Source organism: Massilia sp. KIM (genome assembly GCF_002007115.1).
In the GTDB taxonomy this organism is placed as follows: domain Bacteria; phylum Pseudomonadota; class Gammaproteobacteria; order Burkholderiales; family Burkholderiaceae_D; genus Telluria.
Map to the genome: position 1 here is coordinate 1,513,389 of NZ_MVAD01000001.1, position 23,936 is coordinate 1,537,324.

The 23,936-nt window shown below is 67.2% G+C and carries 24 protein-coding genes; 9 read left to right on the forward strand and 15 right to left on the reverse strand.

Annotated elements, in window-relative coordinates:
• Position 1: 1 nt before the first annotated feature.
• Positions 2-784, reverse strand: a complete 783-nt coding sequence (locus tag B0920_RS06540) for a TatD family hydrolase (RefSeq protein ID WP_078031736.1) — start codon at positions 782-784, stop codon at positions 2-4.
• A 212-nt stretch (positions 785-996) separates the two neighbouring features.
• Entirely contained in the window at positions 997-2,181 is a 1,185-nt protein-coding gene (locus B0920_RS06545) for a GGDEF domain-containing protein (protein WP_078031737.1), read from the reverse strand.
• Between the two features lie 162 nt (positions 2,182-2,343).
• On the opposite strand from B0920_RS06545, the gene B0920_RS06550 reads away from it, so the two are divergent.
• On the forward strand, positions 2,344-3,354 hold the full coding sequence (locus tag B0920_RS06550; RefSeq protein ID WP_078031738.1) for a transporter: 1,011 nt from the start codon (positions 2,344-2,346) through the stop codon (positions 3,352-3,354).
• A 27-nt stretch (positions 3,355-3,381) separates the two neighbouring features.
• Here the strand turns inward: B0920_RS06550 and B0920_RS06555 are convergent, their stop codons facing one another.
• The 5 genes from B0920_RS06555 to mltG are packed head-to-tail and all read right to left on the reverse strand — an operon-like array spanning position 3,382 to position 6,957.
• Positions 3,382-3,900, reverse strand: coding sequence for a GNAT family N-acetyltransferase (locus B0920_RS06555; RefSeq protein WP_078031739.1), 519 nt, complete (start codon positions 3,898-3,900; stop codon positions 3,382-3,384).
• Between the two features lie 31 nt (positions 3,901-3,931).
• Entirely contained in the window at positions 3,932-4,309 is a 378-nt protein-coding gene (locus B0920_RS06560; RefSeq protein ID WP_078031740.1) for a PilZ domain-containing protein, read from the reverse strand.
• A gap of 10 nt (positions 4,310-4,319) precedes the next feature.
• Positions 4,320-5,333: a DNA polymerase III subunit delta' gene (locus B0920_RS06565; RefSeq protein WP_078031741.1), complete on the reverse strand. Its 1,014-nt coding sequence runs from the start codon at positions 5,331-5,333 to the stop codon at positions 4,320-4,322.
• 2 nt (positions 5,334-5,335) lie between these two features.
• A complete protein-coding gene (gene tmk / locus B0920_RS06570) occupies positions 5,336-5,962 on the reverse strand; it encodes a dTMP kinase (RefSeq protein WP_078031742.1) in 627 nt (208 codons plus the stop codon).
• Positions 5,959-6,957, reverse strand: a complete 999-nt coding sequence (mltG, locus tag B0920_RS06575) for an endolytic transglycosylase MltG (protein WP_179119106.1) — start codon at positions 6,955-6,957, stop codon at positions 5,959-5,961. The genes tmk and mltG overlap by 4 nt, the downstream gene beginning before the upstream one ends.
• Positions 6,958-7,068: 111 nt before the next feature.
• On the opposite strand from mltG, the gene B0920_RS06580 reads away from it, so the two are divergent.
• The 4 genes from B0920_RS06580 to B0920_RS06595 are packed head-to-tail and all read left to right on the forward strand — an operon-like array spanning position 7,069 to position 9,998.
• Positions 7,069-8,127: a folate-binding protein YgfZ gene (locus B0920_RS06580; protein WP_078031743.1), complete on the forward strand. Its 1,059-nt coding sequence runs from the start codon at positions 7,069-7,071 to the stop codon at positions 8,125-8,127.
• Positions 8,128-8,129: 2 nt separating this feature from the next.
• Positions 8,130-8,420, forward strand: a complete 291-nt coding sequence (locus tag B0920_RS06585; RefSeq protein WP_078031744.1) for a DUF4936 family protein — start codon at positions 8,130-8,132, stop codon at positions 8,418-8,420.
• Positions 8,411-9,172 (forward strand): NRDE family protein, encoded by a 762-nt coding sequence (locus tag B0920_RS06590; protein ID WP_078031745.1) that lies wholly within the window; start codon positions 8,411-8,413, stop codon positions 9,170-9,172. Before B0920_RS06585 ends, B0920_RS06590 begins: the two co-directional genes overlap by 10 nt.
• 49 nt (positions 9,173-9,221) lie before the next feature.
• On the forward strand, positions 9,222-9,998 hold the full coding sequence (locus B0920_RS06595; RefSeq protein ID WP_078033321.1) for an alpha/beta hydrolase: 777 nt from the start codon (positions 9,222-9,224) through the stop codon (positions 9,996-9,998).
• Here the strand turns inward: B0920_RS06595 and B0920_RS06600 are convergent.
• From B0920_RS06600 to B0920_RS06615, 4 genes are read right to left on the reverse strand one after another with little or no spacing between them, the layout of a single operon-like run.
• Entirely contained in the window at positions 9,970-10,878 is a 909-nt protein-coding gene (locus B0920_RS06600; protein ID WP_078031746.1) for an SDR family oxidoreductase, read from the reverse strand. The genes B0920_RS06595 and B0920_RS06600 overlap by 29 nt on opposite strands.
• A gap of 27 nt (positions 10,879-10,905) precedes the next feature.
• Positions 10,906-11,688, reverse strand: a complete 783-nt coding sequence (locus B0920_RS06605) for an SDR family oxidoreductase (protein WP_078031747.1) — start codon at positions 11,686-11,688, stop codon at positions 10,906-10,908.
• 32 nt (positions 11,689-11,720) lie between these two features.
• Positions 11,721-12,023: a Dabb family protein gene (locus tag B0920_RS06610; protein WP_078031748.1), complete on the reverse strand. Its 303-nt coding sequence runs from the start codon at positions 12,021-12,023 to the stop codon at positions 11,721-11,723.
• 32 nt (positions 12,024-12,055) lie between these two features.
• Positions 12,056-13,234 (reverse strand): acetyl-CoA C-acyltransferase, encoded by a 1,179-nt coding sequence (locus B0920_RS06615; RefSeq protein WP_078031749.1) that lies wholly within the window; start codon positions 13,232-13,234, stop codon positions 12,056-12,058.
• Positions 13,235-13,521: 287 nt separating this feature from the next.
• Here B0920_RS06615 and B0920_RS06620 point away from each other — a divergent pair, with 287 nt between their 5' ends.
• The gene (locus tag B0920_RS06620) at positions 13,522-15,222 is read left to right on the forward strand and encodes an MFS transporter (protein ID WP_078031750.1); all 1,701 of its coding nucleotides are present in this window, start codon (positions 13,522-13,524) and stop codon (positions 15,220-15,222) included.
• 73 nt (positions 15,223-15,295) lie between these two features.
• Here the strand turns inward: B0920_RS06620 and B0920_RS06625 are convergent, their stop codons facing one another.
• A complete protein-coding gene (locus B0920_RS06625; RefSeq protein ID WP_078031751.1) occupies positions 15,296-17,386 on the reverse strand; it encodes a 3-hydroxyacyl-CoA dehydrogenase NAD-binding domain-containing protein in 2,091 nt (696 codons plus the stop codon).
• Positions 17,387-17,572: 186 nt separating this feature from the next.
• Here B0920_RS06625 and B0920_RS06630 point away from each other — a divergent pair, with 186 nt between their 5' ends.
• Entirely contained in the window at positions 17,573-18,079 is a 507-nt protein-coding gene (locus B0920_RS06630; RefSeq protein WP_078031752.1) for a hypothetical protein, read from the forward strand.
• A 6-nt stretch (positions 18,080-18,085) separates the two neighbouring features.
• Here B0920_RS06630 and B0920_RS06635 read toward each other — a convergent pair whose 3' ends face one another.
• The 3 genes from B0920_RS06635 to B0920_RS06645 form a co-directional block, all read right to left on the reverse strand.
• Positions 18,086-19,234, reverse strand: coding sequence for a DUF3616 domain-containing protein (locus B0920_RS06635; RefSeq protein WP_078031753.1), 1,149 nt, complete (start codon positions 19,232-19,234; stop codon positions 18,086-18,088).
• Positions 19,235-19,307: 73 nt separating this feature from the next.
• Complete coding sequence (locus B0920_RS06640) at positions 19,308-20,054, reverse strand: suppressor of fused domain protein (protein WP_078031754.1); 747 nt, start codon at positions 20,052-20,054, stop codon at positions 19,308-19,310.
• A gap of 123 nt (positions 20,055-20,177) precedes the next feature.
• Positions 20,178-21,830 carry a 3-(methylthio)propionyl-CoA ligase gene (locus B0920_RS06645; protein ID WP_078031755.1) on the reverse strand — a complete coding sequence of 551 codons (1,653 nt, stop codon included), beginning with the start codon at positions 21,828-21,830 and terminating at the stop codon, positions 20,178-20,180.
• Positions 21,831-22,038: 208 nt separating this feature from the next.
• On the opposite strand from B0920_RS06645, the gene B0920_RS06650 reads away from it, so the two are divergent.
• Together B0920_RS06650 and msrB are read left to right on the forward strand one after the other, a co-directional pair.
• The gene (locus tag B0920_RS06650; protein WP_078031756.1) at positions 22,039-23,514 is read left to right on the forward strand and encodes a YdiU family protein; all 1,476 of its coding nucleotides are present in this window, start codon (positions 22,039-22,041) and stop codon (positions 23,512-23,514) included.
• Between the two features lie 18 nt (positions 23,515-23,532).
• Complete coding sequence (gene msrB, locus B0920_RS06655) at positions 23,533-23,928, forward strand: peptide-methionine (R)-S-oxide reductase MsrB (RefSeq protein ID WP_078031757.1); 396 nt, start codon at positions 23,533-23,535, stop codon at positions 23,926-23,928.
• The last annotated feature ends 8 nt before the right edge of the window (positions 23,929-23,936 follow it).

The window sequence follows — 23,936 nt, forward strand, 5'->3', positions numbered from 1 at the left end:
GTCAGGGCCTCGCGGTCTGGAACAGGTTGAAGAAGTTTTCGCTGGTCTGGCTGGCCACGTCGCGCAGCGGGACGCCCTTCAGGGTCGCGATGAACTCGGCCACGTGGGCGACATAGCCCGGCTCGTTCATCTTGCCGCGGAAAGGCACCGGCGCCAGGTAGGGCGAATCGGTCTCGATCAGCATGCGCTCGAGCGGCACGGCCCTGGCGACCTCCTGCAGTTCGCGGGCGCTCTTGAAGGTGACGATGCCCGAGAACGAGATGTAGAAGCCCTGGGCCATCGCCGCCTCGGCCACTTCCAGCGATTCGGTGAAGCAGTGCATCACCCCGGCCACGCCGCCCGCATCGGTGCCCGCGCCCTCTTCCTTCATGATGCGGATGGTGTCGGCGCTGGCCGAGCGCGTGTGGATGATCAGCGGCTTGCGGGTCTCTCTCGAAGCGCGGATGTGGGTGCGGAAGCGTTCGCGCTGCCACTCCAGGTCGCCTTCGAGACGGTAATAGTCGAGGCCGGTCTCGCCGATGGCGACGATCTTCGGGTGATCGGCCAGTTCGACCAGTTGCTGCACGCTCGGTTCGGGCGTGTCTTCATAGTCGGGATGCACGCCGACCGAGGCGAGAATATGCGGATGCTGCTCGGCCAGGGCCAGCACCTGGGGGAAGTCGGGCAGGTCGACCGAGACGCAGAGCGCATGCGTGACCTTGTTCTCGGCCATCTTGGCCAGAATCTCGGGCATCCGGGCAGCCAACTCCGGGAAATTGATGTGGCAATGGGAATCGATAAACATCCCGCTATTGTAATCGAGCCCGCGCCCTCCCATCGCGCGGGGCGGTGGCCTGGCCCCTGTGCGCCAGATGGGTTCAAGCCAAGCCGGTCGGACACCGGCGAGGGTTGGCGATACGGGCAAACCGATAGCTGGAGGATTGGCGCCGCGCACAGCGCCCAAGGCTGGCGGTTTCGCGGCGGCTCGGGCCGAACTTGCTTGTCCCGCGCAGCCCCCTAGGCCGCGACGTGCCTGCACACGGCGCCCGCCGCCGCGACGCAGACCCGGTTACGGCCGAGTTGCTTGGCCTGGTACAAGGCGGTGTCGGCGCGCCTGAGCACTTCTTCCCAGCTCAGGTCGCCGGGTGCGAGCGCTGCCAGGCCGACGCTGACGGTCAGTCCCAGGCTCTCTCCACCGGTCTGGAGCGGGTTGGCCGCAATGCGCGCGCGCATGCGCTCGGCGAGTTCGCGCGCCCGCTCCAGTCCCATGTCGGTCAGCAGCACCGCGAATTCCTCGCCCCCGGTCCGGAAGCGCGCTTCGCAACCGGGGAGCTCGGCGGCCGCCATCGCCGCCACGTGGCGGATCGCCGCGTCGCCCGCCGCATGGCCGTGGCGATCGTTGACCGCCTTGAAGTGATCGATGTCGAAGGCAAGAAAGACCATCCCGGCCGGGCGGCTGAGGCAGCGCTGGTAGGCCCGGGTGGCGACTTCGTGCAAGGCCCTGCGGTTCAGCCAGCCTGTCAGCGCGTCGGTGATCGAGGCGCGGCGCAGCTCGCGCGACTGCTCGTGGCTGACGATCAGGGCGCAGCACATGGTCGCAACCGACAGGAAGACGAGCACGAAGAGCGAGCCGGAGGTCTGCAAGAACTGGCTGCCCATGAAGGTCAGGCGGTGGCCCTCGCTCAAAATCAGGTAGGCCGCGCGCATGCTGAGCTGGCACATGAACACCAGCTCCAGCACGGTGAGCGGCAGATAGGGGACGTAGGCCTCACGGCCCAGCTTGAGCCAGGGAGTCGCCGCCACGGCCAGGTTCACGCCCACGATCAGTGGCGTGAACAGGAACAGGCGGTGCACCACCGAACCATGGACGATGGGGAGGAAATGCACGGCGAGCACCGCCGTGGCTGCCCATCCGAGCAGCTTCCAGCACGGGTCCAGCCCGAGCTGGCGACGCAGCCCGGCGAGTATGCCGAAATGGCCGGCAAGGTAGAAGGCGTTGCCGAAACCCGGCAACAGGAAGTGGGTCACGCCGAACTTGGCGGCATAGGCGCCCAGCACGCTGCTCGCGAAAAAGAAGAAGCCGGCCAGCGCCCAGTCGAGCAACCACGGCTTGCGCGATCCCGCCAGGTAGAGCAGCGCCATGCTGCCCGCCATGATGGCGCCAGCCAAGGCCGAGGCCAGCACGAGTGTGAACGTGTCCATGGTCCGCGGGGCTTGCCGTTCCCCGCCTCAATACAATTGTCTGAGTATAAATCCGGCTTTCTCCCCGAATTCTCACGAATTATTGCATCGCCAACAAATGGCAAGCCGGCAGCCCACAACAGGCTCTACAATGTTGCGAACGCACAATCGGATGGACGGCAGATGGCGATACAGCAGTTCAACTATGGCTCGGACGAATCCGGGCTGGTCTGGGGTTTCCTGATGGGGCGCGACGAGCGCGCGCGGGCCGTTGGCGCGGGCGAGGCCAAGGCCTGGCTTACCGCCCCGGCGCCGAACCAGTTCCTGTGGCTGCACTTCAACCTGTCCAATGCCGCCAGCGAGCGCTGGATGCGCGCCCACGCCAAACTGTCCGACGAGTACTTTGCCACCCTGCACCAGGGCTCCAGTTCGACCCGCCTCGAGGTCGCGGACAATTGCCTGATCGCCGTGGTGAACGACGTCCTCCACAATTTCTCGCTCGACAACGCCGACATTTCGACCCTCTGGGTGCAAGTCACGCCCCAGCTCGTCATCAGCGCCCGGCGCAAGCCGCTCGAATCGATCGAGCGCCTGCGCCAGGACGTGCTGAACGGGGCTCCACTGCACACCCCGGTCGAGCTGCTGGTGCACCTCCTGCGCGACCAGGCCGACATCCTGGTCCACATCGTGCGCGACGCCGTCAGCCGGGTCGACCGCATCGAGGACCGCCTCCTGACCGGGCGGCTGACGCGCAAGCGCGAGGAGCTGGGCAATCTGCGCCGGGTGCTGGTGCGGCTGCGCCGCCTGCTGGCGCCGGAGCCGGCCGCCGTGTTCCGCCTGCTGCAACGCCCGCCGCTCTGGATCAGGGCGGAAGACCGCGAGGAATTACGCCAGGCGACGGAGGAATTCGCGGTGGTGCTGAGCGACCTCACTTCGCTGCAGGAGCGCATCAAGCTGCTGCAGGAAGAGATCGCGGCCCGGGTGAACGAGGACAACAACCGCAGCCTCTTCCTGCTGACCATCGTCACCGTGATGGCGCTGCCGATCAACATCGTGGCCGGCCTGATGGGCATGAACGTGGGCGGCGTGCCGCTGGGCCAGCACCCGCACGGCTTCTGGATCGTGCTGGGCCTGATCGGCGCCTTCAGCCTGCTGGTCGCGGTAGTCCTGCTGAGGCTGCAGCGCCAGCGCTGAGGCCGGCCCTGGGGGCGGACCGGCGCCTCAGGCGACCCGCTTGCCGAGGATGATCAGGTCGCGCTCGATGCCGTCCAGGTTCGCCACGCGCGGGAAATGCGCCCAGGTGTCGAAACCGTATTTGCGGAACAAGGCCAGGCTGGGCGCGTTGTGCCCGAAGATGAAGCCCAGCAGGGTATGCACCCTGACCTGGGGCGCGAAGGCCATGGCCAGTTCCAGGCAGTAGCGACCGATTCCCTTGCCGCGCGCCTGCTCGGCGATGTAGATCGACACCTCGGCCGTGCCGGAATACGCCGGCCGCCCGTAGAAATTCGAGTAGGACAGCCAGCCCAGCACCTCGGGCTGCTCGCGTTTGTCCTCGGCGTCGTGGATCACCCACAGCGGACGCCGGTCCGGCGTATGGTCGGCAAACCATTGCTCGCGAGATTGCACGGTGATCGGCTCGGTGTCGGCCGTGACTTCGCGCGAGGCGATGGTGGAGTTGTAGATGTCGACGATGACCGGCAGGTCGTCGCGTCGTGCCAGGCGGTGGACGTAGGACGGCATACAGCGTATTGACGTGAAGGTTGAGGAAGGCTTACAGGGTATGGGTCGCGCGCGAGGAACGCAGCGCCGCGCCGAGGATCTCTTCGATGCGCAGCTTGGCGCGCTGCCCGGCCTCGTCGGCCGGGAAGTGCACGCCGATGCCCTGCGCCTTGTTGTTGTTCGCGCCCGCCGGGGTGATCCAGGCCACTTTGCCGGCGATCGGGTATTTGTTCGGGTCGTCCATCAGCGACAGGATCAGGTAGATCTCGTCGCCGATCTTGTAGGGCTTGTTGGTCGGCACGAACATGCCGCCATTCTTCAGGAAAGGCATGTAGGCGGCGTACAGGGCCGCCTTCTCCTTGATGGCCAGCGACAGCACGGACGGCCGCGGTGCTTGCGGTGCGTTCGGGTCAATCGAGTTGGCGCTCATCCATTTCCTTTCAGGTGCAGCACGAAGTGTACTCAAGCAACATGTCTTCGACAAACAATTTTGCCGAGAGCGGGTGCTCGGCCACCGCGCGGCGCTCGCCCGTGGCCTTGATCGCCCGCATCAGGCTGGCAGTGTGCACCTTGCCGGCCAGGGCCGCAAGTTCGCGCTGGTAGCGCGGGTAATAACGGATCTTGCCGGACAGTTTGAGCGAGAAGGCGTCGTACAGCCAGCGCTGCAGCCAGGCCACCAGGGCCGGCAGCTCGCTCTTGGACAGGCGCTCGGCCGTGCGCAGCGCGCCCTCGACCGAGGGCTGGGCCAGGAAATGCAGCAGGACTTCGAGCTCCTCGCGGCTGCCGCCCTCGGCCTCGGCCAGGGCGGCCAGCGGCGCCCCGCCCTGCTCGCGCAGCCAGCTGTCGGCGTCCTGCACGCCCTGTTCCTTGAGCCAGGCCAGGGCCTCCTCGTGGGACGGCAGGGGCAGCGCGAACTTGCGGCAGCGCGACAGGATCGTCGGCAGCATGCGGTCCAGGCTGTTCGACGCCAGCAGGAAGACGGTGCCCGGCGGCGGCTCTTCCAAAGTCTTGAGCAGGGCGTTGGACGCCGGCATGTTGAGCGTCTCGGCCGGATAGAGCACCACCACCCGCAGCCCCTGGCGATGGGTGGAAATGTTCATGAAGTCGGCCAGGGAACGGATCTGCTCGATCTTGATCTCCCTGGACGGCGCCTTGCTCGCCTTCTTCTTCTCGCCCTCGCCTTCCTCGCCCTCGGCGGGCGGCTCGTCCTCCATGGATTCCGGACGCACCCGGCGGTAGTCGGGATGGTTGTGCTGCACGAACCAGCCGCAGGAGGCGCACTCGCCGCAGGCCTGGCCATCCGGCTTCGCGTTCTCGCACAGGAGGGCCTGGGCGAAGGTTTCCAGGAAGTCGGCCTTGCCGGTGCCGGCCGGGCCGTGGAACAGGATGGCGTGCGGCAGACGCTCGCGCATCTGCTGCAACTGGGCCCACGCGGCTTTCTGCCACGGATACATCGTCACAACAATTTCTCCAAAACTTCGGTGAGCTCGGCGCGGATCGCTTCGATGCTGCGGGTCGAATCGATCACCACGATGCGCTGCGGGAACTGGGCGGCGCGGCGCAGGTATTCGCTGCGGCATTTCTCGAAGAAGTCGGCCTGCTCGCGCTCGAACTTGTCGAGGGTGCGGGTGGCGTCCAGGCGCTCGCGCGCAACCGCCAGCGGCACGTCGAACAGCAGGGTCAGGTCGGGTTGCAGCGCCGGGTGCACCCAGCGTTCCAGCGTTTCCAGCTTCTCGCGCGCCAGGCCGCGTCCGCCGCTCTGGTAGGCGAAGCTGGCGTCGGTGAAGCGGTCCGACAGCACCCAGCGGCCCGCTGCCAGGTTCGGTTCGATGAGCTGGGCGATGTGTTCGCGTCGGCTGGCGAACATCAGCAAGGCCTCGGTCTCCAGGTGCATCTTCTCGTGCAGCACCAGGTCGCGCAGCTTCTCGCCGAGCGGCGTGCCGCCCGGCTCGCGCGAGGCGGTCACCAGCTTGCCGCGCCGGCTCAGGAAGTCCTCGACGAAGCCGATGTGGGTCGATTTGCCCGCCCCGTCGATGCCCTCGAAGGTGATGAACTTACCGCGGGGGCGACTGCTGTCGGTCATTGCTTGATCTTTCGCTGGTACAGGTTCACGGCGCGGTTGTGGTCGTTCAGGTTGTCCGAGAACTGGCTGGTGCCGTCGCCGCGCGAGACGAAATACAGGGCCGGCGTCTTTTCCGGCGCCATCGCGGCCTTGAGCGACTGGATGCCCGGCAAGGCGATCGGGGTCGGCGGCAGGCCGCCGCGGGTGTAGGTATTGTAGGGGGTGTCGGTTTCCAGGTCCTTCTTGCGGATCTGGCCGTCGAAGCGCTCGCCCATGCCGTAGATGACGGTCGGGTCGGTCTGCAGCAGCATGCCGGTGCGCAGGCGGTTGACGAACACGCCGGCGATCATCCCGCGTTCGCTCTTCTGGCCGGTCTCCTTTTCCACGATCGAGGCCATGATCAAGGCCTCGTAGGGGTTCTTGTACGGCAGGCTGGGGTCGCGCTTTTCCCAGGCGCTCTCGAGATGGCTGAGCATGGCCTGGTGGGCCTTCCTGTAGATATCGAGTTCCGAGGAGCCCTTGGCGAACAGATAGGTATCCGGGAAGAACAGCCCTTCCGGATCTTTATAGTCGCTTGAGATCTTGGCCATCAGCTCCTGGTCGGAGAGCTTGACGGTATCGTGCTTGAGGCGCTGGTGGGCGGCCAGGGCCTGGCGCATCTGGCGGAAGGTCCAGCCCTCGATGATGGTGATCGATTCCTGGGCGAATTCTCCGCGCACCAGCTGGGTGAGCAGCTGGCGCGGCGAGGTGTTCGGCTTGAGCTCGTAGCTGCCGGCCTTGATCTTCGCGGCCTGGCCGGTCACGCGCGCCAGCAGCGCGAACAGGTAGCGGTTGAGCGGAATGCCCGCGCTGGCGATCTGCTGCGCGGCGGCACCGGCGCCGCTGCCCGGGTTGACGGTGAATTCGATCGGCTGCGCGGCCGTGGTCAGGGGCTGCTTGGCCCACCACGAGAAGCTGCCCACCGCGACGATGGAAACGACGACGCCGGCGACGACGAGTTTTTTTATCAGTGCCATGTGTTTTTGTTGGGTTTGACCGGGAATTGCGCCGTGTCCGGCGCGTTTTCCACGACAACTTTATAATGAGCCCGTAATGATAAAGCCTAATTGCAAAATTAATCGGTATTTATGAGTAACTGGACTGATCAATTAAACGCCCTCGGCGCCCGCTTCCCTGCCGACCAGCCGCACGAGGTCGAGGACTTCGGGCATCCGCTCACCGCCGCCGACCTGGCCGGCGGTTTCGTGGCCCCCGTCACCGACCTGGGCCTGATCGCCGTCAGCGGCGAGGACGCGGCCAGTTTCCTGCACAACCAGCTCACCAACGACGTCGAACACCTGGGCCAGGACGAAGCCCGCCTGGCCGGCTACTGCACGCCCAAGGGGCGCCTGCAGGCCAGCTTCCTGATCTGGCGCGATCCGGACGCCATCTACCTGCAACTCCCGCGCGCCATCCAGCCTCCGCTGCAAAAACGCCTGAGCATGTTCGTGCTGCGCTCCAAGGCCAAGCTGCGCGACGCCAGCGCCGAATCGCCCTTCGAGGCGGTGATCGGCATCGGCGGCGCCAGGGGCGAAGCCGCGCTGCGCCGCCACGTCGACACGCTGCCGGGCGCGCCCATGGGCAAGACCAGTGGCGACTTCGGCACCGTGATCCGCCTGCACGACGGGTTCGAGGCGCCGCGCTACCTGTGGTTCACCACTGCGCAAGCCGGCGCCGCCGCCCTCGACACGCTCAAGACCGATCTCGCCCTGGGCGGCAACCAGGCCTGGCGCCTGGCCGCGATCCATGCGGGCGAGCCCCAGGTCACGGCGGCCACCCAGGAGCAGTTCGTGCCCCAGATGGTCAACCTCGAACTCCTGGGCGGCATCAATTTCAAGAAGGGCTGCTACCCCGGCCAGGAGATCGTCGCACGCACGAAGTATCTTGGCAAGATCAAGCGCCGCACCGCCTTGGCCAGCATCCAGGACGGCGCCGCTCGGGCCGGCGACGAGGTGTTCTCCGCCCTCGATCCCGACCAGCCTTGCGGCATGGTGGTCAACGCCGCGCCGGATGGCCAGGGCGGGACCGACGTCCTGGTCGAGATCAAGCTGGCCGCGCTGGACGGAGAGGTCCGCCTGGGCTCGGCCGGCGGTCCCCCGCTGCGCTTCCAGCCCCTGCCCTACAGCCTAGATGCGGTCGACGACTAGCGATGATCGACCTGTACGTCTACTACAAGGTGCGTGACGAAGACGCGGCGCGGCTCGCGCCGCTGGTGCGAAGCATGCAGCAAGGCCTGGCCGCCGATGGCGGCGCCACCTTTCAGCTCAAGCGCCGGCCCGAGGCCAAGGACGGCCTGCAGACCTGGATGGAAGTCTATCCCGGCGTGGACGCGCCGTTCGCCGCCGCCCTCGAGCGCGCCTGCGAGGCGGCCGGCCTGCACGGCCTGATCGCCGGCCCGCGCCGCGCCGAAGTATTTACGGAACTCGCCCCATGTGCCTGATCGTCTTCGCATGGCAGGTCGTGCCCGGCGTGCCCGTCATCGCCGCCGCCAACCGCGACGAATTCTACGACCGCCCGGCCTCGCCGGCCGCCCCCTGGCCCGAGCACCCGCACGTCATCGCCGGCCGCGATCTGCAGGGCGGCGGCAGCTGGATGGGGGTGTCGCTCCAGGGCGCCAAGGGGCCGCGCTTCGCGGCCATCACCAACATCCGCGCGCCGGGCGAACGCCGTCCGGACGCGCCCTCGCGCGGCGCCCTCGTGGCGGGCTTCCTCAAGCAGGACATCAGCGCCGCCGACTACGTGGCGCGGCTGGCGTCGGCCGAGGACCTCTACAACGGCTACAACCTGGTGCTGGGCGACGCCGACGCCCTCTACTGGTACTCGAACCGGGGCCACGACGACCCGCGCAACGGCCAGCCCCTGGAGCCGGGCCGCATCTACGGGCTGGCCAACGGCCTGCTCGACGCGCCCTGGCCCAAGGTGCTGCGCACCAAGGCCCAGTTCGCGAGCCTGCTGTGCCAGGGAGCGCCGGAGGATGCCTATTTCGAGATGCTGGCCGACACCACGCGCGCGCCCGATGTGCGCCTGCCCGAGACCGGGGTCCCGATCGAGGTGGAGCGGATGCTGTCGCCGGTGTGCATCGAGTCGCCGGGCTACGGCACCCGCACCTCCACCGTGGTCAAGCTCTACCGCGACGGCGCGCCCGAACTGCGCGAACGGATCGTGCAGCCCGGGGCCCCGGTCGCCGCCTGATGCGCACGCGGCCGGGCGCCGCGCCGGCCCTGAACAGGAGCGCTTGATCATGCTCAAGACACTCGGCATCCTGGCCGGCGGCGCGCTGCTGCTCTACGCGCTGGCCTGCCTCGCGCTCTTCCTGCTCCAGCGTTCGCTGATCTATTTCCCGCCCCGGGCCGCGGCACTCGATGCGCCCGCGAGCACCATCCTCCATGTGCCGGGCGCCGCGCTGAAGGTGTCGGAGCGTCCCGCCCCCGGCCGCCCGGCCCTGATCTACCTGGGCGGCAATGCCGAAGACGTCAGCACCAGCCTGCCCGAGCTGGACGCCGCCTTCCCCGGCCATGCCCTCTACCTGCTGCATTACCGTGGTTTTCCCGGCAGCACGGGCGAGCCGAGCGAAGCGGCGCTGGTGGCGGACGCGCTCGCCCTGTTCGACCGCGTCGCCGCCGGCCATCCGGAAGTCCTGGTGCTCGGCCGCAGCCTCGGCAGCGGCGTGGCGGTGCAGGTGGCCGCGCGGCGCCCGGTCGCCCGGCTGATCCTGGTCACGCCTTTCGACAGCCTGGCCGCGCTGGCCGCCAAGCAATTCCCCTGGGTGCCGACCGGCTGGCTGCTGCGCGACCGCTACGATTCCGGCGCCCATGCTGCGCGCGTGAAGGCCCCGACCCTGATCATCGCCGCCGCCGAGGACGAGATCGTTCCCCTCGCCAGCAGCAGGCTACTGCTGTCGCGCTTCCCGGCGGGCGTCGCCAGCATGGAGATCGTGGCGGACGCCGGGCACAACACGATTTCCGGCAGCCCGCGCTACCAGCGACTGCTCAGCGCCGCCCCTTCACCCCGGCCTTGAGCAGCTCGCGGATCTGGGGCGTGGCCGCATACGGATCGGCCGGCTGTTGCGCGTGCACGATGGCCTCGCAGCGTTGCGCCACCGCGCCCAGCGCCTGCGGGTGCGAGTACAGGTAGAAGCGCTTCTCGCGGATGCCGTCGAAGGTCAAGCTCGCGACGTCGGCCGCCGACACCTTGCCCGAGCCCACCGCCTTCTCGGTCAGCGCCTGGGCCGCCATTTGGCTGGCGGTCACGCTTTCCTCGCTCTGCAGATCATCCGGCCGGTGGCGGTGCGAGTGGGCGATCCCGGTCGGGACGAAGTAAGGGCAGAGCACCGAGGCGCCGATCGGCGCCTCCACCAGCTGCAGGTCGTGGTACAGGGTTTCGCTCAAGGCCACCACCGCGTGCTTGGAGACGTTGTAGACCCCCATCGCCGGAGCGGTGAGCAGGCCGGCCATCGAGGCGGTGTTCACAATATGGCCCTCGTAGGCCGGATCGGCCGCCGCGCACTCCAGCATCACGCGGGTGAACACCCTGACCCCGTGGATCACGCCCCACAGGTTCACGCCCAGCACCCACTCCCAGTCCTGCTCCGAGTTCTCCCAGATCAGGCCGCCCGAGCCGACCCCGGCATTGTTGAACACCAGGTGCACCGCGCCGAAGCGGGCGACCGCCGAATCGGCCAGTTCCTGCACGTGCGCGCCCTTGCTGACATCGACCACCATCGCCAGCACCTCGGCGCCCTGGTGCTGCAATTCCTCGCTGGCGCGCTCCAGCGCCTTGGCCTGCACGTCGGCCAGCACCAGCCGCATGCCCAGGCCGGCCGCCACATTGGCGAACTCGCGCCCCAGGCCGCTGGCGGCGCCGGTGATGACGGCCACCCTGCCGCGAAATTCCTTCATCGCTCTCTCCCCCTGTTCTGGTGCCGGTCAGACCGCCGAGACGCCGCCGTCGACGGCCAGGATCTGCCCGGTGATATGCTTGCCCGCGTCGGAGGCGAACAGCACCACCGCGCCCTTCAGGTCTTCGTCGTCGCCCAGGCGATTGAGCGGCGCGTCCTTGGCCAGGTTCTCCTCGCCGAAGGCCGCCAGCACGCCCTTGGTCATCTTGGACGGGAAGAAGCCCGGCGCGATCGAATTGACCGTGATGCCGTAGCGTCCCCACTCGCCGGCCAGGGTACGGGTGAAATTTACCACCGCCGCCTTGGACGTGTTGTACGCGAGGGTCTGCATCAGTCCGGGCGGGTTGCCGGCCAGGCCGGCGATCGACGAGATGTTGACGATACGCCCGTAGCCGCGCGGGATCATCGACAGCTTGCCCACCCGCTGCGACACCAGGAAGATCGCGCGCACGTTCAGGTTCATCACCTTGTCCCAGGCCTCCACCGGATAGTCCTCGGCCGGCGCGCCCCAGCTGGCGCCGGCATTGTTGACCAGGATGTCGACGTGGCCGAGCTGGCGCAGCGCCTCGTCCACGAAAGCGTGGGCCTGGGCCTCGTCCGACAGGTCGGCGGCGATGCTGGAAGCTTCCACGCCGCGTTCCTTCAGGAAGGCGACCGCCTGGTCCAGCTCATCCTGCTTGCGCGAGGAGACCAGGACGCGCGCGCCCTGCTCCCCCAGCGCCAGCGCCATCTGCAGGCCCAGCCCGCGCGAGCCGCCGGTGACGATGGCCGTCTTGTCCTTCAGTGAAAACAATTCCTGGGTAGTGCGCATGCGGTCTCCTTGCTTGTCGTTGTAGGGGTCGGTCAGACTTCGTAGTCCATGCACTGGCGCGCTTCGCGGATCGCGCCGATGAAGGGCACCAGCGCCTGGTGGGTGGGATGTTTCGCATAAGCCTCGAGCGCGGCCCTGTCCTCGAATTCCGAGTACAACACCACGTCGTAGGTGGCCTCCAGGCCCGGCTGGGCGATCACGACTTCGAAGGTATGGATGCCGGGGACGATGGCGGCGCACTCGTCCAGCCGGCGCTTCATCTCGCGCGCGTTGGCGGCGCGGTCGCGGCCCTCGGCATGCTCCTTGAGCTTCCACATCACGATATGCTTGAGCATGAATACTCCTGGGTTAAGATCGAACTGCAGGTTCAAAGGACTTCGAACAGGCCGGCCGCGCCCTGGCCGCCGCCCACGCACATGGTCGCGACCACGTACTTAACGCCGCGCCGCTTGCCCTCGATCAGGGCATGGCCCACCAGGCGGGCGCCGGACACCCCGTAAGGGTGGCCGACGGCGATCGCGCCGCCGTTCACGTTGAGGCGGTCCATCGGAATACCGAGCCGGTCGGCGCAATACAGCACCTGCACCGCGAAGGCCTCGTTCAGCTCCCACAGGCCGATGTCCTCGACCGTGAGGCCGGCCTTCTGCAGCAGCTTGGGCACCGCGAACACCGGCCCCACGCCCATCTCGTCCGGCTCGCAGCCGGCCACCGCGAAACCGCGGAAGACGCCGAGCGGCGCCAGGCCCTTGGCCTCGGCGGCGCGGCTGCTCATCACGATGGTGGCGGCGGCGCCGTCCGAGAACTGGCTGGCGTTGCCGGCGTTGATCACGCCGCCCGGCAGCGCGGGACGGATCTTCGAGACCCCTTCGATGGTGGTGTCGGCGCGGATCCCTTCGTCGGCCGCGACGGTCACCTCGCGGGTCAGCAGCATGCCGGACGCCTTGTCCGCCACGCCCATCACGGTCGTCATCGGCACGATCTCGGCCTCGAACAGGCCGGCCGCCTGGGCCGCGGCGGCGCGCTGTTGGCTGCGCACGCCGTATTCGTCCTGGCGCTCGCGGCTGATCCCGTAGCGGCGCGCGACCGTCTCGGCGGTCTGCAGCATGGGCCAGTAGATCTCGGGCTTGTTCTTCTTGAGCCACAGCTCGTAGAGCATGTGGCGGTTCATTTCCTGCTGCACGCAGGAGATCGATTCGACCCCGCCGGCGGCGTAGATCTCGCCTTCGCCGCTCAGGATGCGCTGGGCGGCCAGGGCGATGGTCTGCAGGCCAGAGGAACAGAAGCGGTTGACGGTCATGCCGGGCACGCTCACCGGGCAGCCGGCGCGCAGCGCGATCTGGCGCGCGATGTTGACGCCGGTGGCGCCCTCCGGGTTGGCGCAGCCCATCATCACGTCCTCGATCTCGCCGGGCGCGATGCCGGCCCGCTCGATGGCGGCCGCCAGCACGTGGGCGCCGAGGGTGGCGCCGTGGGTCATGTTGAAGGCGCCCTTCCAGGACTTGGCTAGGCCGGTGCGGGCGGTCGATACGATCACGGCGTCTACCATGCGTGTCTCCTGTCGTTGGTATGTTGATCAGATGAGAATAGCACATTAAGCACGGTCGTTCGCAATGAAACGGGATGGTCATCTGTAGGAGGGGATAGGACCAGGCTGCCGAATGAAAGAGGCATCGTCCGACAAGACGCTGCGGCGCAGCATTCTTGCGTGTAAGTTTCGCGTAAGCTTGGTGAAAGAATCGTGTAAGGTTTGCGGCACACACTCAGTAACAGCTGATAGGTAATTAGCAATGCAAGTCAGCTTTCCGGACACACAATTACTAAACGGAGACACACATGGCAATCACACCCGGCATGACCGCCGGTGGAAAGGCACCCTCCTCCACCGCCGGGCTGACCAAGGAAGAACGCAAGGTCATCGTCGCTTCTTCCCTCGGTACCGTTTTTGAATGGTACGACTTCTACCTCTACGGCTCGCTCGCCAGCATCATCGCCAAGCAGTTCTTCATCGGCGACCCCACCACCACCTTCATCTTCGCCCTCCTCGCCTTCGCCGCCGGCTTCATCGTCCGCCCCTTCGGCGCACTGGTGTTCGGCCGCCTGGGCGACATGATCGGCCGGAAGTACACCTTCCTGGTGACCATCCTGCTCATGGGCGCATCGACCTTCATCGTCGGCCTGCTGCCTAGCCACTCGCAGATCGGCATCGCAGCCCCGATCATCCTGGTGACCCTGCGCATTCTTCAGGGCCTGGCGCTGGGCGGCGAGTACGGCGGCGCGGCGACCTATGTCGCCGAGCACGCCCCGCACGGCAAGCGCGGCCTGTTCACCTCCTTCATCCAGACCACCGCCACCATCGGCCTGTTCATGTCGCTGCTGGTGATCCTGGGCACCCGCACCGCGATGGGCGAGGAAGAATTCCAGGCCTGGGGCTGGCGCATTCCTTTCCTGCTGTCCATCGTCCTGCTGGGCATCTCGGTCTGGATCCGCCTGTCGATGAACGAGTCGCCGGCTTTTGCCAAGATGAAGGCCGAGGGCAAGACCTCGAAGGCGCCGCTGTCGGAAGCCTTCCTGAACTGGAAGAACGGCAAGATCGCCCTGCTGGCCCTGGTCGGCCTGACCATGGGCCAGGCGGTGGTGTGGTACACCGGCCAGTTCTACGCCCTGTTCTTCCTGACCAAGACGCTCAAGATCGACGAGCCGACCGCGAACATCCTGATCGCGATCTCGCTGGCCCTGGCCACGCCCTTCTTCATCTTCTTCGGCTCGCTGTCCGACCGCATCGGCCGCAAGAAGATCATCCTGGGCGGCTGCCTGATCGCGGCGGTGACCTACTTCCCGATCTTCAAGGCCATCACCCACTACGGCAACCCGGCCCTGGAAAACGCGATCAACACCTCGCCGGTGGTGGTCGTGGCCGACCCGGCCACCTGCAGCTTCCAGGTTGACGCGACCGGCACCAAGAAATTCCCCTCGTCCTGCGACATCGCCACCCGCATGCTGACCGCGGCCTCGGTGAGCTATACCCGCCAGGACGCGCCGGCCGGCACCGTCGCCTCGGTCAAGGTGGGCGAGACCACCTTCCAGTCCTTCAACGCCGTCATGACCCCCGACAACCTGAACTTCGACGACGCCTCCAAGGCCCGCGAAGCCGCGCTGAAGAAGGACGTGACCGCCGCGCTGAAGGCCGCCGGCTATCCGGAGAAGGCCGACCCGGCCGCGGTGAACAAGCCGATGCTGGTGCTGCTGCTGTTCATCCTGGTGATCTACGTGACCATGGTCTACGGCCCGATCGCGGCCATGCTGGTGGAGATGTTCCCGACCCGCATCCGCTACACCTCGATGTCCCTGCCCTACCACATCGGTAACGGCTGGTTCGGCGGCCTGCTGCCGACCACCACCTTCGCGCTGGTGGCCTTCAAGGGCGACATCTACTACGGCCTGTGGTACCCGATCGTGATCGCCCTGATCACCGTGGTCATCGGCGGCCTGTTCATCCGCGAGACCAAGGACAACGACATCTACGCGCATGACTGAACGCCTCACGCAAGCATGAAAAAAATGCCGCTGGAAACAGCGGCATTTTTTTTGCTTCGGAACGGCGCGGCGTCTAGCCGTTGAACCCCTTGCCCTCGGCCGCCAGCTTCACTATCAAGTCCGCCGGCTTCCATGCCTCCCCGTGCCGGCCGCGCCCATACTTTTCCATCGCGATCAGGACGTTCGGCAACCCGACGGTGTCGGCATAGAACATCGGCCCGCCGCGATGCAGCGGGAAGCCGTAGCCGGTCAGGTAGACCATGTCGATGTCCGAGGCGCGCAGCGCGATGCCTTCCTCGAGGATCTTGGCGCCTTCGTTCACCAGCGCGAACACCAGGCGTTCGACGATCTCCTGGTCCGGAATCTGGCGCCGCTCCAGGCCCAGGTCCGCCGAGTGCTGGACGATCATCGCGTTCACGGCTTCCGAGGGATAGGCCTTGCGGTCGCCCGGCTTGTAGTCGTACCAGCCGGCGCCGGTCTTCTGGCCGAAGCGTCCCTGTTCGCACAGCAGGTCGGCGGTCTTTGAATAGGCGATCTCGGGCTGCTCCACCGCGCGCCGCTTGCGGATGTACCAGCCGATGTCGTTGCCGGCCAGGTCGCTCATGCGGAACGGCCCCATGGCGAAGCCGAAGCCTTCGATCGCCGCATCGACCTGTTCCGGCAGCGCGCCTTCGTCGAGCAGGAAGAAGGCCTGGCGCAGGTATTGTTCCAGCATGCGGTTGCCGATGAAGCCGTCGCACACGCCGGACACCACCCCGGTCTTCTTGATCTTCTTCGATAGCGCCATGGCGGTGGCTAGCACGTCCTTGGCGGTCTGCTTCCCGCGCACGATCTCCAGCAGCTTCATCACGTTGGCCGGGCTGAAGAAATGCAGGCCGATCACGTCCTGGGGGCGGCTGGTGAAGGCGGCGATCTTGTCCAGGTCCAGGGTCGAGGTGTTCGAGGCCAGGATCGCGCCCGGCTTCATCACCTTGTCCAGTTCGCGGAACACGGCCTCCTTCACCTTCAGGTCCTCGAACACCGCTTCGATCACGATGTCGGCCTGGGCGATGTCCGCATACGACAGGGTGGTGCGGATCAGGGCCATGCGCTGCTCCAGCTTGTCGGCTGTCAGCTTGCCCTTCTTGACGCTGCTCTCGTAGTTCTTGCGGATCGTGGCCAGGCCCTTGTCGAGCGCCTCCTGCCGGGTCTCGAGGATGGTGACCGGGATGCCGGCGTTGGCGAAGTTCATGGCGATGCCGCCGCCCATGGTGCCCGCGCCGATCACGGCCGCGCTGCCGATGGCGCGCACCGGCGTGTCGGCCGGCACGTCAGGCAGCTTGCCGGCGGCGCGCTCGGCGAAGAAGGCATGGCGCAGAGCCTTCGATTCCGGGGTCTGGGTCAGGTGCAGGAAGCGCTCGCGCTCGAACTTCAGGCCGGCTTCGAAATCCTTGCTGGTGACGGCCGCCGCCACCGCCTCGATGCATTCGAGCGGCGCCGGGAAGGGACCGGCCATGGCCTTGACCGTATTGCGCGAGAACTGGAGGAAGGCTTCGTGGTTCGGATAGTCGACCGTGCGATCGCGCACCTTGGGCAGCGGGCGCACCGCCGCCACCTTGCGCGCGAAGGCGAGCGCCGAATCGAGCAGGTCGGCGCCGGCCGGGAAGACCTCGTCGAACAGGGCGGTGCCGGCCAGCTTCTCGGACTGCACCGGGGTGCCGGACACGATCATGTTGAGCGCCATTTCCAGGCCCAGCACGCGCGGCAGGCGCTGGGTGCCGCCGGCGCCCGGCAGCAGGCCAAGCTTAACTTCCGGCAGGGCGATCTGGGCGCCCGGCAGCGCCACGCGGTAGTTGCAGCCCAGGGCCAGTTCGAGGCCGCCGCCCATGCAGACGCTGTGGATCGCGGCAACCACCGGCTTGGACGCGTTCTCGACCACGCGGATCAGGGAATGCAGGGTCGGCTCGGTGAGCGCCTTGGGCGAATTGAACTCGCGGATGTCCGCCCCGCCCGAGAACGCCTTGCCGGCGCCGGTGATCACGATCGCCTCGACGGCGTCGTCGGCCTCGGCCCGGCGCACGCCCTCGACGGCGGCGCTGCGGGTCTCGAGGCCAAGGCCGTTCACCGGCGGATTGTTCAGGGTGATGACGGCAACATTGCCATGAACCTGGTAGTCGGCGCTCATGTCTCTTCCTTCTCCTTGTTGGTTGAACTGACTAGCCCGTCAACTATACCCGAAATAATCGAACGCTCGTATTATTCGCGGCGGCCCGCCACCGCTGCCGAGGGCCGGGTGCGGCGGTATGCTCTGGGCATTGCAAAAATTGCCATACCTGCCACAATCAGGATATAACAACATGGGGAGACGGCAATGCGCGGCAAACTCACTTTGGGTCTGGCCACCGTGATCGCGGTGGCGCTGATGTGGCAGCACCTCCACGGCGGCGTCCCCGCCCACCACCTGCTGGCGCGCGAGGACCTGCCTTCGCTCTCGAACTGGTGGGGCGTGCTGCTGCTGCCGGCGCTGGCCTGGTTCACCCTGGGCCGCGTGGAGGTGCTGCGCGCCGAGGGCCGCGAACGCACAGTGGTGCGTGACGGCGCCGTGGCCGCCCTGCTCGGCCTGGCGCTCGCGGTGTTCTTCAGCCTCGGACGGGTGGACGTCTGCCAGCTCATCATGCAGGGCGTGCTGCTGCTCGCGTTGTTCTTCCCGATCTACCGCGCGGCCTGCATGCTGGGCTTCGCGCTCGGCATGACCTACGCCTTCGGCCCGGTGCTGCCGGTGCTCGTGGTCTGCGTGCTGGCGGCCATCGGCTTCCTGCTGCACCAGGCGGTGCGCCTGGTCGCCTCCACCCTGCGCGGCCTGTTCCGCCATCGCTGAGGCGGTTCAAGCCTTTCCGCGCTTCCTGCGCGCCGGAAGCGGGAAGACGTCGGCCACGATGGTGCTGTCGCCGATCTGGCGGCTGGGCGCGGCCGAGTCGTAGACCACCATCAGCGCCTCTTCCTTGCCGTCGCCGCTCTGGAACAGGGTCATGCCCTCGGGGTGGTCGACGCCGACGCCGTAGGGCAGGCTCAGGACCCGCTCCAGCTGGTCCGCGTGCATGACCGGCTCGCTCCCGGGCTGGGCCCCGCCGACCCAGCGGTAGACGTGGACCGGGCCGTCCAGGTCCATGGTGGGGCCGGCCAGGATCAGGAGGTCCTTGCCCTGGGCGCACAGGTCGCGGATGCCCAGGCCGCCCAGGTCGAGGAAGTGCTTGCGCAGCAGCGCGCCCTCGGCGTCGACCGGCGCCAGTTTTAGCCGGCCCGGCTGCTCGTCGTCCACCAGCGCCACTTCGAGGATCGCGGCCCATCCGCGCAGCACCGGGCCGCGCAAGCCCAGCAGCAGGTGCTTGCCGGCCACCGCGATGCCCTCGATGTCGAAGCCGTTGTCCTTGCCGGGGATGTGCAGGAAGGGGCCGAAGTGCTCGTCGTCCTTGAGCAGCGCGGTCAGCTCGTTGCCGTGCTCGTCCCCGCGCAGCATGGCGGCGCTGCGGCGCTTGCCCTCCTGGCCGGTCTCCTTCACCAGGGTGTAGGCGCCCGCCTCCTCGACGATGGGAATGCGCGCCAGCAGGTAGCGGTTGCCGTCCGCGCCCACCGAGCACAGGCGCTTGTGCGCCTTCTTCGCGCCATCGTCCGGCCTGGGCTGCTTGCGGCGCAGGCTGTGCGAGCCGGTCAGCCACAGGTACTTGTTGTCGCAGGCCAAGCCCTCGATGTCGGCCTCGTTGATGTCCTCGCGGGTCTCGCCATGCGGTGGCAGCGGCAGGTCGAGGTAGTCGTGCAGGCGGAACTGGGTATGGTCGCGGGTGAAGCTGCTCTTGCCCCGGCTGTCCTCCTCGCACAAGGTGACGCGCTCGAGGCTGACCGACTCGTCGTTGGCCAGCCAGATCGTGTTCCCCATGCGCAGGGCCACCGACAGGCCGTCGCGCAGCTCCTTGTCGTGGGTCAGGTTGTCTTGTTCGGGATGGAATTCGAGCAGAACGATATTTGTCGGATGCATGCGTTATCCCATGGTTGAGCGTAACGCAAGCATACCCGGATTGCCGCATCAGGAGAGCATGCGCACGTGCGCTTCACACGACCGGGAGACGCTCCAGGTCCGACAGGCGCTGGCGGCCGGCCGCGCCCGCGTACAGGCGCGCCAGCTCGGCACGGCCGGCAGCGCCGTGCTCCAGCGCGTAGCGCAATTCCTCCGGCCGCATCAGCTTGGCGTTGACGGGGGCGAAGCCGCCCTCGGACAAGGCCACCTCGGCCGGAAGCTCCGGATTGGAGAGGCCGAGGAAGATGCCGATGTTGCCGTCCGGATGGTCTAGCGACCATTCCTGCGGCGCCCCGACCATGTCCAGCTGCACCGTGAGATAAGGCTGCTCGCGCAGGCGCGCGCGCAGCGCGCCGTGGTTCACCGCCAGCCGGGCCAGTTCGAGCAGCAGGTTCACCGCCCAGCCCTGGTTGATGCTGCCCACTTCATCCTCGGTCTCCAGATAGAGTTCCAGGCCCAGGCCCGACTCCGGTCCGCCCGCGCCCTGCGCCGGATCGGCATAGGCGTCCGAGAGGCCGTCGGTATAGGCGATGCGTCCGCCTCCGCGCCGCGCCAGCAGGCGAAAGCGCTGCACCCGGCCCGGCCACTTCGGGTAGGCGGCGAAGAAGGGGTTGAAGGGTTCGACCTCGAAGGCGTCGATCACGGTCCCGAAGCGGGCCCAGAACCGGTCGCGCAGCACACGGTCGCTGACCGGCTCGGGCGCTTCGGGGGCGGCCAGCGCGGGAGGCATGGCGCCGAAGCCCATCATGGCCCCCAGCTTCAGTACTGCACGTCGTATCATCCTGCATATCTCTTGAAACACGAGAAATTTCTCGTGTGGCAAGTATATGCATCAGGTTTCTCAACAGCAATGAAATCAGCCACTTATCACGTGTTTACGTGGCTGCCCTGCAACGCCGGCCGTTCAGGCGCTCGGCAAGCGATGCTGCTGGTAGGCTTCGCGCAGCTTGTTCTTCTGGATCTTGCCGGTGCCGCCCACCGGCAGGCTGTCGGCGAACACCACGTCGTCCGGGATCCACCACTTCGCCACCTTGCCCTCGAAGAAGGCCAGCAAGTCCTCGCGCCTGAGCTCCATGCCGGGCCGGCGCACCACCACCAGCAAGGGCCGCTCGGCCCATTTCGGATGCGGCACCGCGATGCAGGCCGCCTGCAGCACCGCCGGGTGGGCCATGGCCACGTTTTCCAGGTCGATCGAGCCGATCCACTCGCCGCCGGACTTGATCACGTCCTTGCTGCGGTCCGTGATCGCCAGGTAGCCGTCGGGATCGATGGTGGCCACGTCCCCGGTCGGGAACCAGCCGTCCTGCAGCACCTCGCCCCCTTCGCCGCGGAAGTAGCCCGACACCACCCACGGCCCCTTCACCAGCAGGTGGCCGGAGGTGGCGCCGTCCCAGGGCAGCTCGGCGCCGTCGTCGTCGACGATCTTCATGTCGACGCCGTAGATGGCGTGGCCCTGCTTGCGCAGCACGGCGCGCTGGGCCTCAGGCGGCTGCTGCAGGTGCTTGCCCATCAGGGTGCAGGCGGTGCCCAGCGGCGACATCTCGGTCATGCCCCAGGCGTGCACCACCTGCACCCGCAGGCGGTCGATCAGGGTGTCCATCATGGCCGGCGGGCAGCTCGAGCCGCCGATCACGGTGCGGCGGAAGGTCGAGAAGCGCAGGTCGTTCTCCAGCACGTAGTTGATCAGGCCCAGCCACACGGTCGGCACGCCGGCCGAGAAGCTCACCCCCTCCTGCTCGAACAGTTCGTAGAGCGACTTGCCGTCCAGCGCAGCGCCCGGGTAGACCATCTTGGCGCCCGACAGCGGCACCGAGTAAGGCAGGCCCCAGGCGTTGACGTGGAACATGGGCACCACCGGCAGCACCACGTCGGCCGCCGAGACGTTGAGCGCGTTCGGCATGGCCGAGGCGTAGGCGTGCAGCACCGTCGAGCGGTGCGAGTACAGCGCGCCCTTGGGGTTGCCGGTGGTGCCCGAGGTATAGCACAGCGAAGCGGCAGAGCGCTCGTCGAATTCGGGCCAGGCATAGTCCTCGGAACCGCCTTCGACCAGCTCCTCGTAGCACAGCAGCGCAGGAATGCTGGTCTCGCGCGGCATGTGCTCGCGGCCGCACAAGGCCACGTAGCGCTTCACGGTCTTGCAGCTGCGCGCCATGATCTCGATCGCGGGCAGGAAAGTCAGGTCGAAGAACAGGATCTGGTCTTCGGCGTGGTTGACGATGTAGGCGATCTGCTCGGGGTGCAGGCGCGGGTTGATCGTATGCAGCACGGCGCCGGAGCCGGACACGCCGTAATACAGTTCCATGTGGCGGTAGCCGTTCCAGGCCAGGGTGGCGACCCGGTCGCCCATGCGGATGCCCAGGTGTTCCAGGGCGTCGGCCAGCTTGCGCGCGCGCCGCTCGCAGTCGCGGTAGGTGTAGCGGTGGATGTCGCCCTCGACCCGGCGCGAGACGATCTCGCTGTCGCCATAGTGGCGGGCGGCGAAGGCAATGATGCTCGAAATCAGGAGGGGCTGGTCCATCATCTGGCCGGCCAGGGGGCTCATCGGGTACTCAGGCATCGGTGTCTCCACGTTATCTTGTTTCTTAGACACTAGTAACGTGAGCCGCCTCAGCCTGTCAACGGGATTCCATGCTGCAACGCAGCAGCAGCATGGGAGCTTGCGGCAGCTGAAGCGTTACCGGCCGTAACAGCCATTGCGAGGGCACCCGTGCGCCAATAGAATCCGCCGCGTACGGTAGAATTCCACCAAGCTTACCCACTTTGTATTGGACACTGCCATCACTGCCGACGAACTGCCACTGAACAATTCCTTCGCCGAATTGCCCCCGGCCTTCTACACGCGCCTCATGCCGACGCCTTTGCCGTCGCCCTATTTCATCGCGGCCAGCGCTTCCGCCGCCGCCCTGGTGGGGCTGGACCCGGCTACGCTCGCGCAGGAGGATTTCGTTGCCGTCTTCACCGGCAACAAGGTGGCGGTGCGTTCGCAGCCCCTGTCGGCCGTGTATTCGGGCCACCAGTTCGGCGTCTGGGCCGGCCAGCTCGGCGACGGCCGCGCGATCACCATCGGCGACCTGCCCACGGCAGGGGGTTCGATGGAGCTCCAGCTCAAGGGCGCCGGCCGGACCCCGTATTCGCGCATGGGCGACGGTCGCGCCGTCCTGCGCTCCTCGATCCGCGAATTCCTGTGTTCGGAAGCGATGGCCGCTCTCGGCATCCCGACCACCCGCGCCCTGGTGGTCACCGGCTCCAACCAGCCGGTGGTGCGCGAAACGGTGGAGAGCGCCGCGGTCGTCACCCGCATGGCGCCCTCCTTCATCCGCTTCGGCTCCTTCGAGCACTGGTATTACCGCGACAAGCCGGACGAGCTGCGCCTGCTGGCCGACACCGTCATCGCGCGCTTCTACCCCGAACTGGCGGGCGCCGCCAATCCCTACAAGGAGCTGCTGGCCGAAGTCACCCGCCGCACCGCGCGCATGATCGCGCACTGGCAGGCGGTCGGCTTCATGCACGGCGTCATGAACACCGACAATATGTCGATCCTGGGCCTGACCCTGGACTACGGCCCCTTCGGTTTCATGGAAGCCTTCGACGCCAATCACATCTGCAACCACACCGACCAGGGCGGACGCTATTCCTACGCCAACCAGGTGCCGGTCGGCCACTGGAACTGCTACGCGCTGGGCAATGCCCTGCTGCCCCTGATCGGCGCCCCCGAGGAGGCCGAGGAGGCGCTGGACGTCTACCGCCCCGCCTTCGGCGCCAAGCTCGACGAGTTGCTGCACGCCAAGCTCGGGCTGAAGGAAAGCCGCGAGGGCGATGGCGCGCTGTTCGACGCGATGTTCGGGCTGCTGCAGGCCAACCATGCGGATTTCACCTTGTTCTTCCGGCGCCTCGGCGAGCTGAAGCTGGACGATCCGGGCCAGGACGCACCCCTGCGCGACCTTTTCATCGACCGCGAAGCCTTCGACGCCTGGGCCGCGACCTACCGCGAACGCCTGCGTGCCGAAGGCAGCCAGGATGGGCCGCGGCGGGAAGCCATGCACCGGGTCAATCCGAAATATGTGCTGCGCAACTATCTGGCCCAGGTCGCGATCGAACAGGCGCAAAATGGGAACTACGAAGGGGTGCACAAGCTGCTGGCCGTGCTCGAGCGCCCCTTCGACGAACAACCCGAGAACGCAGCCTATGCGGCCCTGCCCCCTGACTGGGCGGCCCATCTTGAAGTAAGCTGCTCATCCTGAACCACGAGAAAGACCATCATGACCGAGAAAGTGACCAAGACCGACCAAGAGTGGCGCGCCCAGCTCGACCCCATGGAATACCAGGTGACCCGCCATGCGGCCACCGAGCGCGCCTTCACCGGCAAGTACTGGGACCACCACGAGCACGGCATCTATCACTGCGTGTGCTGCGAGACCCCGCTGTTCGAGTCCGACGCCAAGTTCGATTCGGGCTGCGGCTGGCCCAGCTATTTCCGCGCCCTCGACCCCGATAATGTGATCGAGAAGGAAGACGGGACCCACGGCATGGTGCGCACCGAGATCATCTGCGCCGTCTGCGACGCCCACCTCGGCCACGTGTTCCCGGACGGCCCGCCGCCGACCGGCCTGCGCTACTGCATCAATTCCGCCGCCCTGCGGTTCGAGCCGATCTGAGGATGCGC